The 11,987-nt window shown below is 37.7% G+C and carries 7 protein-coding genes; all 7 read left to right on the top strand.

Features of this window, described 5'->3' with window-relative positions; all coding sequences use genetic code 11:
* Positions 1-579 precede the first annotated feature (579 nt).
* Positions 580-1,173: an RNA polymerase sigma-70 factor gene (locus tag Q8907_06920; protein MDP4273993.1), complete on the top strand. Its 594-nt coding sequence runs from the start codon at positions 580-582 to the stop codon at positions 1,171-1,173.
* Positions 1,174-1,241: 68 nt separating this feature from the next.
* Positions 1,242-2,417 carry a FecR family protein gene (locus Q8907_06925; protein MDP4273994.1) on the top strand — a complete coding sequence of 392 codons (1,176 nt, stop codon included), beginning with the start codon at positions 1,242-1,244 and terminating at the stop codon, positions 2,415-2,417.
* Positions 2,418-2,655: 238 nt separating this feature from the next.
* Positions 2,656-5,997 carry a SusC/RagA family TonB-linked outer membrane protein gene (locus Q8907_06930; protein ID MDP4273995.1) on the top strand — a complete coding sequence of 1,114 codons (3,342 nt, stop codon included), beginning with the start codon at positions 2,656-2,658 and terminating at the stop codon, positions 5,995-5,997.
* 13 nt (positions 5,998-6,010) lie between these two features.
* Positions 6,011-7,525: a RagB/SusD family nutrient uptake outer membrane protein gene (locus Q8907_06935; GenBank protein MDP4273996.1), complete on the top strand. Its 1,515-nt coding sequence runs from the start codon at positions 6,011-6,013 to the stop codon at positions 7,523-7,525.
* 125 nt (positions 7,526-7,650) lie between these two features.
* A complete protein-coding gene (locus Q8907_06940) occupies positions 7,651-9,114 on the top strand; it encodes a glycoside hydrolase family 30 beta sandwich domain-containing protein (protein ID MDP4273997.1) in 1,464 nt (487 codons plus the stop codon).
* 24 nt (positions 9,115-9,138) lie between these two features.
* Entirely contained in the window at positions 9,139-10,197 is a 1,059-nt protein-coding gene (locus Q8907_06945) for a family 16 glycosylhydrolase (protein MDP4273998.1), read from the top strand.
* A gap of 1,061 nt (positions 10,198-11,258) precedes the next feature.
* Positions 11,259-11,987, top strand: a 729-nt coding sequence (locus Q8907_06950; protein ID MDP4273999.1) for a FecR family protein, incomplete at its 3' end; no start/stop codon positions are given.

Consider the following 11,987-nt stretch of genomic DNA (forward strand, 5'->3'; position numbering starts at 1 on the left):
AATGAGTTAAAATGAGGTACTCGGAAATGTGCTGTTCTTTGCCTTAAAACTTGGCGACTTTGCGTCTTTGCGAGAAATGCGTTTCACACTAAGGCACAGAGACGCAAAAAATACTTTTAACCACAAAGGATTTGTTTTAAAGGCTTCGCTCAGGAAAGTCCTGGAACTTTTTAATGAATCACCGGCCTGTTTTATTCCTTTCTTAAGGGTGTGGGGAGGATTAATGGAAAATAATCACAGACTTTAATTTTATTCCGTTCAGGGAAATTTTACTTGCGAAACTTGAATTATTTTAAAATTTTAACATAGGATATGGAAAGATTTTTCAGGCAAAATATATCCTGCAATGAATTTATCGAATAAAAATTTCAGCTAAGTTTTTTAGCAACAGTATGTTTGCCTAGAATTAATTTTTTTTAATAACTTCTTATTTATTGTCAAAAAGCATAGAAAAATTCCGAAAAAAACCTTTATTTTGTTTAGAAATAATAATATTTATTATTCATAACGGGTTATATTAATAGTACAACCCGGCTTTTACCAGGATATTTTGATTTAAATATAATTTAACTCTTGATAATGGTAAACTTGCCTGAAAACGAAATACCCGATGATGAAATTTCTTTTGAAAAGATTTTTAAAAAGCATTATGTCGAATTGTGCATTTATGCCAAAGAATTTGTAAAAGACAAAGAAACAGCCGAGGAAATTGTCGAAAATACTTTTGTGAAAATATGGGAAAACAGAAAAGAAATTGTTATTCAGACTTCTTTACGGGCATATTTATATAAAGGAGTTTATCATAATTGCCTGAATTTTCTCAGACACCTTAAAATAGAAGAAAAAAACCATAAAAATTTAGAAAACGAATTAACAGAGCTCCAGCAATTTTCTGCATATTCTTCAGATTATCCGGTTGCAAACCTGATTTTAAAGGACATCAATGAAAAAGTCAACCAGGTAGTCGAATCATTCCCTCCTCAATGCAAAGAAATATTTTGTTTAAGCCGTTACGAAGAATTAAGTTATCAGCAAATTTGTGAAAAACTAAACATCTCGGTAAATACAGTCAAAACACAAATGTCTCGAGCCCTGGACAAGTTGCATATTGCCCTGGACGAATACCTGCCTATTGCGATCATCTTGTTTTTCCTGCTTTTTCTGTTTTTTTAAAAAAAAACAATAACCTCTGTCACCCTAAGACAATTTTCGTGTGTCTTACATGCGATTATTGAAAAATTATGGGAAAAGAAATTAATTTCAGCAAAGAGATTTATGCCGTCATCATTGAGTGCATTACAGGGAAATCTGATGTCCAGAGTAAACAAAAGCTGGAACTTTGGCTTAATGAAAGTGAAGAAAACAGGGAAATTTTTGATCAGATAAAAGATATCTGGCAAACAGCAGCTTTAAGTCAAAATAAGGAACAATTTAATCCGGACGAGGCTTGGGAAAGAGTGAGAAACCGGATACGTGCACTAAATACGACCAAAATTGAACCCAAAGTGGAAAACAGATGGGCAGTTCAGTTGTTGAAAATAGCTGCAGTTTTTGTCATTGCCTTTTTTATAGGGAAGTATTCAGGTATCTTCCAAAACCCCAAAGCGGGTGAAGGTTTGAATGAAATCAGCAATTGGAATAAAAAAGGCAATTTTATTGAAGTCCGTGCGCCCAAGGGATCAAAAGCAGAAATTGTCCTTTTTGATGGCACCCGGGTAAATTTAAATGCCAATTCCTCCTTAAAATATTCAAAACAGTACAATATCAATAACAGGGAAGTATACCTTGAAGGAGAAGCCTATTTTCAGGTAGCCAAAAACAAAAAGATACCTTTTATCGTCAAAACCTCGGATGTCAACATCAGGGCGGTGGGAACAGCCTTTAATGTCAAAGCTTACCCCGAAGAGAAAAAGATTGAAACAACGCTGGTTAACGGTATAGTTGAAATAAGGATAAATAAAGCAAAAATCGGCGAAGATGCAAAACTCACCCTAAAACCGAACCAGGTAGCTGAGTTTATAAAAGGAACGGAAAATCTTGGTATTTCAAATAGGACTATGGCAACAGCTTCAAAAATTACAGAGAAAAAAGAAGAAGCCCCCCATATCATAGTCATTCAAAACATAGATCCTGTAGTTTACACTTCCTGGAAGGACAAAAAATGGATTATCGAACATGAAAGTTTAGGAGACCTTTCTATACAACTTGAAAGAAGATATGATGTTTGCATCAAATTTAAGTGCGAATCCATTAAAAACTATAAGGTTACAGGAAAGCTCAATGACGAAACCTTGCAACAGGTGTTGGATGCCATCAAACTGACCGTACCCATTGATTATGACATCAATCACAAACAGGTTGTGATAGCAGAAAACAAAAAGATGAAAGAGAATTATAAAAACATATTACAGGAATAATAAATACAAGTATTAACCCTTTAAACTACAGATGCCTATGTAAAAAAAAACAAAAAAAAGGGAGAACATTTTCGGTTCTCCCCTTCCAAATCAAATTAAACAATCGATATCATTCGGTTCCTGGCAGAGCATGAGTTGATATCAATCATCTAATTAAAAAACAGACCAAAGTATGAAAAAAAAACAAAGTTTCGGCTCTTTTTTTCTTAAAAAAGAGCAATTCAAATTATTATTAATCATGAAACTAACACTACTATTAACTTTTATTTGCCTAATTAACGTAAATGCTGCAATTTATTCCCAGGATAAAGTGTTTTCGTTTAACCTGAAGGACAAGACGATTCGAGATGTTATCAGTATGATTGAAACCAAAAGTGATTTCAGATTTTTCTACAACGACAATTTCAAGGATTTGGATAGAAAAGTTAATATAAAAGTAAAAAACAATCATATTGAAAATATTCTTGATGAAATACTCTCTAATTCAGATGTAACCTATAAAGTATTAGAAAGTAACTTTATTGTGATCACCCCTAAAACGGCCGTTCAGAGAAATATCGTTTCAGGAATTGTAACAGATAAAACCACAGGAGAGCCTTTGCCCGGAGTAAATATTGTGGTAAAAGGGACAACCAGAGGGGCTGTTACTGATTTAAAAGGACAATATTCGATAGAAGTACAAAAATCGGATGTTTCGCTTATTTTTTCATACCTGGGATACCTCTCCGAAGAATGTGCAATAGCCGGGAAATCGACCATAGACGTAAAAATGAGCCAGGAGACCAAAAACCTCGAGGAAGTAGTTGTTGTCGGATACGGTGTACAGAAGAAAAGTGTAGTAACCGGTTCTATAGCCGTAATAAACAGTCAGGATCTGATCAACAAGAAATATACCCGCTTGGATGAAGCCTTACAAGGCCTCACCTCCGGAGTCACGGTGGCTCAGAGTTCTGGTGCTCCAGGTGCTGCACCGACAATCAGGGTAAGAGGGACCACCTCCATCAACAACAGTGATCCTTTATATGTAGTTGACGGGATTGTAATCAACAGCGGGATCGAATATCTCAATCCCAATGATATTGCATCTATCGAAGTATTAAAAGATGCAGCTTCGGCTTCAATTTATGGTTCGCGTTCTTCAAACGGTGTAATCCTGATTACCACTAAAAAGGGTAAAACGGGCAGTCAGATGCAGGTAAACTATAACATGCAGGCCGGTTTTCAGGGGCCAATTAAGAAAGTTGATTTAACCAATGCCACCCAATATGCGCAATTGAGAAACGAAGCCATTACAAATGACGGAGGTACGGCAATATTTCAAAATCCTCAGGCCTTAGGTAGCGGAACAAACTGGCAGGACGAAATTTTCAGCAATCACGCCGGATATCAAAACCACAGTTTAAGTATTTCTGGTGGAACAGATAAAGCAAGCTATTACGCATCATTTGGCTACATTGACCAGAAAGGGATTATTGCCCCTTCAATTGCCTATAACAAAAAATTAACCTTTACCATAAACACCAGCTATAAGATAAGCCCTTATATTTCAATTGGTGAAAATTTATCCTATACTTACGGGAAATCACAGACAGACCTAAATACAAACAGTGAATTCGGAGGGCCTTTAAGTTCTGCATTAAATCTTGATCCCATCACACCGGTATATACGGATACAGTAACCGGGAAAACATACCCCCAATATACAGTGAAAAACGGCGATCAATATTATGCCATTTCCAAATATGTTGGACAGGAGATGACTAACCCACAAGCATATATCCAGACAAAGAAAGGGAACTACAACTGGTCACATAACCTGGTGGGGAATGTCTATATAGAAATCACTCCCTTTAAGGATCTCGTTTTCAGATCGTCAATCAATGCCAAAAAGGCTTTCTGGGGCAGCGAATCATTCAATCCGCTGTATTACCTGACTGCTTACTCAAATAATATGGTCAGTACTTCTCAATATCGCGAAAGCGACCAAAATCTGATCTGGAATTTCGATAACACCCTTTCTTATAATAAAAGCCTGGGGCAACATAATTTTTCCCTCATGATCGGATCTAGTGCCCAGAAGACAACGGCAGAAGGGGTGAACACGAAATATATTGGGGAACCCGCACTGGACTATCATCATGCCTCATTCAACTACAGCCTGGCTGCTGTAAATAAAATAGGAGGTGGATACGAAGATCAGGATTATGCGATGTATTCTTATTTCGGACGATTAACCTATAATTATAATGAAAAATACCTGGTAAACGGGATTTTACGTCGCGATGGCTCATCAAAATTCGGATCCAACAATAAATTTGGGATTTTCCCATCGGCTTCAATCGGATGGGTAATCACCCGTGAGGATTTCTTTCCAAAAGAAACTTTTGTGGATAATTTAAAACTTCGGGCATCTTATGGAATCGTAGGAAATGAAATGTCTCTGGGAGATTTTGCTTATGAATCATTGATTATCAGTGGAAGCAATTATGTATTTGGCAACAATAATTTCACGATTGGGAATGCAGCAGACAGACCTGCCAATCCGGATTTGAAGTGGGAAGAGACCCATTCAACCGATTTGGGATTTGACGCTACAATTTTCAGAAGTTTCACCATTTCCTTTGATGCTTATAAAAAAACCACCAAAGGAATGCTACAGACCGTACAGGTACCTAGTTATGCCGGATTTACAAATTCTCCTTTTGGAAATGTAGGGAACATGGAAAACAAGGGTTTGGAATTAGATCTTGGCTACCAGAGATCCTGGGGAGATCTGTTGATGAATGTAAAAGGGAACATCTCCTACCTGATGAATAAAGTCACCTATCTGGGTGAAGGCAAGCAATTCCTGGATGGAGGTGCCACACTGCAATCCACCAACTATCCGCTAACGCGCACAGCTGTTGGTCATGCTATCGGTTCTTTCTATGGATTTAAAACACTCGGAGTATTCCATTCACAATCGGAAATCAATAATTATAGATACGGCGATGGAACATTGATTCAGCCCAACGCAAAACCCGGTGATTTCAAATGGCAGGATACGGACGGAAAAGGGGGAATTACTTCCGACGACCGCACCTGGATAGGAGATCCCACTCCCAACTGGACTTATGGACTTACTCTTAATCTATTCTGGAAAAACTGGGATATGATGATATTTGGTCAGGGTGTTTGGGGCAATGATATTTTCCAGGGATACCGCCGTCTGGATATTCCTTCTGCCAACTACCCGATTGCCGCATTAAATGCCTGGACCACCAAAAATTCAAGCAGTAATTACCCAAGATTGACCGATTCGGATCCCAATCATAATTTCAATAATCCATCCGACTTTTATTTGCAGAATGGAGCATATTTCAGAATCAAGAATATTCAGATTGGTTATACACTACCCAAAGCATGGACAAACTATATTAAATTACAAAGTGTAAGATTATTTATTAGTAGCAGCAACCTTTTTACCATAACAAAATACAATGGATACGATCCTGAGGTAGGCGGCAGTAGTTACGGAATAGACAGAGGTATTTATCCACAGTCCCGTACATTTTTGTTTGGTTTAAATGTTGGTTTATAAAATATAAACAGAGATGAAAAGAAAAAATATCAAATTAAAATACAGCACAATTTTCATATTCGCTTTGATGCTGTTCTCTTCGTGTGCAAAGTCTTTTATCGAATTGGATCCGAAGGGGAAAAACGTTGAAATCAGTTATTATTCAAATCCTGATGAGGCTTTTGCAGGAGTGGTTGCTGCATATTCAGCCCTCAACACGGAAACCTTCAGTACATATTCAAATACGCTGGGGCCTCTGAATGCCGCATCCGATGATTGCTATGCAGGTGGGGCAAGTTCCTCCGATATGGGCACCTGGCAGGCATGGAATACCAATACCATGACTCCTGCTCTAGGACCACAGGCCGATTTTTGGGGAGTTAATTTTACAGGAGTTGCTAAATGTAACACAATCCTGTCAAAACTTTCTGATGTTCCGGGGCTTTCCAATGCTTTAAAAAACAGATATACAGCTGAAGTAAAGTTCTTAAGGGCCCATTATTATTTTGATTTGGTTCGTCTATTTGCCAACGTTCCTTTGATGACCGAGCCCGTAACACTATCGGACATGTATAACAAGCCACAGGCAAAACCCGCTGATGTTTATGCCCAGATAGAAAAAGATCTGACAGAAGCCATTCCAATTTTACCAGCCACGGTGCCGACTTCAGAAAATGGACGGGTTACCCAGGGAGCAGCAAAAGCATTGCTGGGAAAAGTTTATCTCTATGAACAAAAATGGGCACTTTCAGCTGCACAACTATTGGATGTTGACGGCCCCACACCAGGATCTCCAAATCCCACTTATGGTTATCAACTAATGGCCCATTATGGCGATATTTTCAGTCCTGACCATAAATTCAATTCCGAATCCATTTTCGAAATACAACATACAGGAACGCAGAGTTATGATTGGGGTAATTGGGGTAATTTCAAATCCAATGTATATGTCGAAATGGTTGGACCCAGAAGTTATTCTGGTCCTGTTTATGGCGACGGATGGGGATTTAATCCACTCACTCCTTCATTAATTTCTGTATTAAAGAATGATCCGCGTTACCCTTATACAACGATTAACATGGATAGTCTTGTAAAAGCCGGATTTTGCACTTACACCCATGGATACCAGGATAACGGATACATTATTGCGAAATATGCACCATTATTAAAATACAGAAGTCCAAGCGGAAATAATGCGCTGAATTATCCAAACGACTACATAGAAATCCGTTTGGCCGACACCTATCTTATGGAAGCTGAGGCATTGGTAAAGTCCAATGCAAACCAGAGCCGTGCACAAGCCCTGCTTGATGCCGTTCGTGCCCGGGTGGGTTTAGGATCTATTCCTGCTACTTTAGAAAATATTTATAAAGAACGCAGATTGGAGCTGGCAACCGAGGGACACCGCTGGTTTGATCTCGTCCGTACCGGTCAGGCCGAAGCAATACTGGGCCCCATGAAAGGTTTTGTCAAAGGGAAAAATGAAATTTTGCCCATCCCCTTGGCCGAACTGACCAATACAAAATTGGTACAGAACCCGGGATATTAATATTAAACAGGACTGCCGGACTAAAGTCCGGCAGTCCCATTTATGATTCCTGTTTATTATTCCTTCATTTTGGGTTTCAGAAAAACCTGCGGACTTATTCTCCAAACTATTGTATATAAATTATGATTAAACCTTCTAATAAAAGATTATTGCTGCCGTTTTTTATTCTGCCGTTTTTTATTATTCTTCCCGATTGTAAAAGCAGCAGCGGTAACGAGATAAAACCTTCAGTTCCGGATTCTTTAAACACAGGGAAGCAGGTAAAAACCGATGTCGAGTTTTGGATGACAAATGCCGAAGGTACTGTTCTATTCGAAAAGCAAAACACAGGCCTCCTATTTAATGCAGCCAACAATGATAACCTCACAATAGATGTCGATACATCTCAGAGATATCAGGAAATTGATGGTTTTGGATTCGCATTGACCGGTGGAAGTGCTACTCTTATTAACGGTCTGGAAGAGACCAAAAAAGAAGCCCTTTTAAAAGAATTATTTCTGACAGACTCTACAAACATCGGAGTTAGTTATCTGAGAATCAGTTTAGGAGCCTCCGATCTTAGCGAGATGCCCTTCACTTATGACGAGACTACAAACGGGCAAAAAGATGTTAATCTTCAAAGCTTCAGTCTGGATAAAGAAACCAAAGATCTAATCCCTGTTCTGCAAAGAATTGTGGCTCTGGCGCCCAAGATAAAAATCATTGCCACTCCATGGACTGCCCCCACATGGATGAAAACAAACGGAGGTTATGTCGGAGGAAGCCTTGATACAAGTTATTATGAGGTTTATGCACGTTACTTTGTAAAATATATTCAGGCCATGAAGTCACATGGCATTACAATTGATGCTGTAACACCCCAAAATGAGCCGTTAAATCCCTATAACAATCCGAGTATGCTGATGATGGCTATAGAGCAGGCCAATTTCATTAAGAACCATTTGGGCCCGCAATTTAAAATGAATAATATTTCCACCAAAATTATAGATTACGATCACAACCTTGATCACCCCGAATATGCCACGACAGTTTTAAGTGACAGCGGTGCCTGCAAATATACAGACGGATCGGCATTTCACCTTTATGCCGGAGATATCGCCACCATGTCAACTATTCATTCCCGTTATCCGGATAAAAATCTGTATTTTACAGAACAATATACATCTTCGACAGGAACCTTCAATGGCGATTTCCAATGGCATATAAAGAATCTAATTATCGGAGCAACCCGTAATTGGAGTCGTAACGTACTGGAATGGAATCTTGCCTCCGATCCTCAAATGAAGCCTCATACCGACGGAGGCTGTTCCACCTGCCAAGGCGCATTGACCATAGGAAATTCCGTAATCCGTAACGTGAGCTACTATATCATTGCCCAGGCTTCGAAATTTGTACGTCCCGGTTCTGTACGCATTGAATCGACCACTGTGGATAATCTGCCCAATGTTGCGTTTAAAACACCAGACGGGAAAAAAGTTCTGATCGTATTGAACAATGGAAATTCAAGTATAACTTTCAACATTCGTTTTAATGGAAAAGTAGTTTCCCCGAGTTTATTCGCAGGAGCTGCAGGAACATTCATATGGTAAAAATAAAACGATAAATTATAAACAATGGAAAAATTATTAGCAATACTGCTTGTAGTCATATTGTTTTTTTCCTGTAATTCAAAAAAAGAAAACCAGCAGGAAGCATTGGCTGCGGCAGATTTTACCTTCACCCCAAAAAACACTACCGACAGTACCAATTATATCATCTTCAAATCTGAAATTAAAGGTTTATTTAGTCAACTTGAGTGGAAATTCCCTGACGAAACAGTTCCCAACGATTCCATTTTAACTTACTACTTCCCTCAAAAAGGGACATACCAGGTAACTTTAAGATTGGTGTTATATAATGGGAATATCACAACATCCACCAAATCCATAACAATTAACTCGGATGATCCTGGTTATATCCCGAATAAGCTGATATGGAGTGATGAATTTGATGGAGATACACTCAACATGAAAAACTGGTCCAACGAAACAAATATTGATGTCAATAACGAATGGGAAAAGTATACCAATGGTGAAAACTTATCGGTTAAAAACGGCATATTGACTATTACGGCAAAGAAAGTTGGATCCGGTCAACACAAATACGATTATACTTCCGGTCGTATCACTACTTCGGGCAAAAAGGAATTTCTGTATGGAAGAATGGAAATCAGGGCTAAACTTCCTTCAGGAAAAGGTACCTGGCCGGCAACCTGGATGCTGGGCAGTAACATCGGAACAGCAGGCTGGCCTGCATGTGGAGAACTAGACATCATGGAACATGTAGGATATGACCCATTATGGATTCAGGGATCAATCCATAGTCCTTCAAGTTATGGAAACACCATCAATTTTGGACGTCTAAATGTAAGCGATTGTGAAAATGCTTTTCATGTATACGGCATGACTTGGACCCCCAATAAAATAGAATACTATGTAGACAATCCATCTTCCCCATATTATAGTTATAACCCCTCAGAAAAAAACGCTTCAACATGGCCATTTGACAAACCCTGTTTTTTTATCCTTAACCTGGCTATAGGAGGAAATTGGGGGGGAGCTCAAGGCGTTGATGATAGCATATTCCCAGTTGAAATGCAAATTGATTATGTCAGAGTATATAATTACAAATAACTAGGTTACAGGGGAATCATACAAACATCGGAAGTTCATCAAGTTCTACTGACAGAACTGACGTCAGTTCTGTTAAAAGCGGCTTTGCCCCTGTTCATGCGGATACAAATACCGCAAACTTATTTATTCAAACAGCTATTATTACCTTGGACGGTTTTCTAAATTCGTACGCCAGGGAGCAAACCGCAATCAGTTGCTGACAACTGCTTTTGCAAATGCCGAGGACAAAATTGCAGTTATTGTAATGGATATTTCAAACAAAGGAATGATGCAATATTACGATCTGAACCATTTATTCTGGCAGATTTTCAGATGATTTGAACATCCATCCATAAAATTAGCTGTTCGAGAACTGATGATTACCCAAAGAAATATTAGTTTTTGTCTAAATGAATTTGTTTTTGAGCGAACAAAATTCATAAAAATGGAAAAGGAAGTTTTTAGCTTCCTTTTTTCATTTTGGGGATAATAGTATTATTTTATGAATAAAAATCTTCATTTCCTCAACACCATTCTACAAAGTGTAAAAAAATTTTAAAAAAATATATATATAACTTATTTTTTTATATATTAGGAAATTATAAAAGTCAATACAAAATTTATCAGCTTATTTCGAATATAAATTTGCAACTCTTAATCATAGTGAATTTGCAAAATACACAATACCCTATGATGAAATTTCTTTCGAGAAAGTTTTTTAAAGATATTTAAGCGAATTGTGCATTTAAGCGAAAGATTTTGTAAAAGATAAGGAAACGGCTGAAGAAATTGTAGAAAACACTTTTCTGAAGATATGAAAAAACAGAAAAGGAACAATTATTCAGACTTCTCAGTGGGCTTGCTTTTTTAAAGGAGTTTTTTCATAATTGCCTGAATTTTATCAGACACATCAAGACAGAAGAGAAAACCATAAAGATTTAGAAAACAAACCTACAGACTTACAGCAATTTGCCATATATTTTTTTTATTTTTCCTTCTTTTTTTGTTACTTTATAAAAAGAATAACATTTGTCACCACTATACAATTTTCCTGTGTTCTTTATTATGTGTATTTTAAAATTATGGGAGAAGAAATTAATTTCGACAAAGAGATTTATTCCCTTATTATTAAGTGCATTACAGAAAATTCGAATGCTCAAAGTAAGCAAAAACTAGAGCTTTGGCTTAATGAGAGTGAAGAGAACAGGATAATTTTCGATCAGATAAAAGACATCTGGCAAGCAGCTGCTTTAAGTCAGAATAAAGAACAATTTGATCCGGACAAGGCCTGGGAAAGAGTGAGAAACCGGATACATGCCCTAAATGCCATCCAAAGTAAACCTAAAGCAGAAAACAGATGGGCAGTTCAGTTGTTAAAAATAGCTGCTGTTTTTATAACTGCCTTTTTTATAGGAAAGTATTCAGGGATTTTCCAAAATAAAAAAGCCAGCGAAGGCTTGGATGAAATCAGCAATTGGAATAAAAAAGGCAATTTTATTGAAGTCCGTGCTCCCAAGGGATCAAAAGCAGAAATTGTCCTTTTTGATGGCACCCGGGTAAATTTAAATGCCAATTCCTCCTTAAAATACTCAAAACAGTACAACATTAATAACAGGGAAGTATATCTCGAAGGAGAAGCCTATTTCCAGGTAGCCAAAAACAAAAAGATACCTTTTATCGTCAAAACTTCGGATATCAATGTCAGGGCAGTGGGAACCGCTTTTAATGTCAAAGCTTATCCCGAAGAGAAAAAGATTGAAACAACGCTGGTAAACGGTATAGTTGAAATAAGGATAAATAAAGCAAAAATC

The sequence above is a fragment of the Bacteroidota bacterium genome (genome assembly GCA_030706565.1).
Classification (GTDB): Bacteria; Bacteroidota; Bacteroidia; order Bacteroidales; family JAUZOH01; genus JAUZOH01.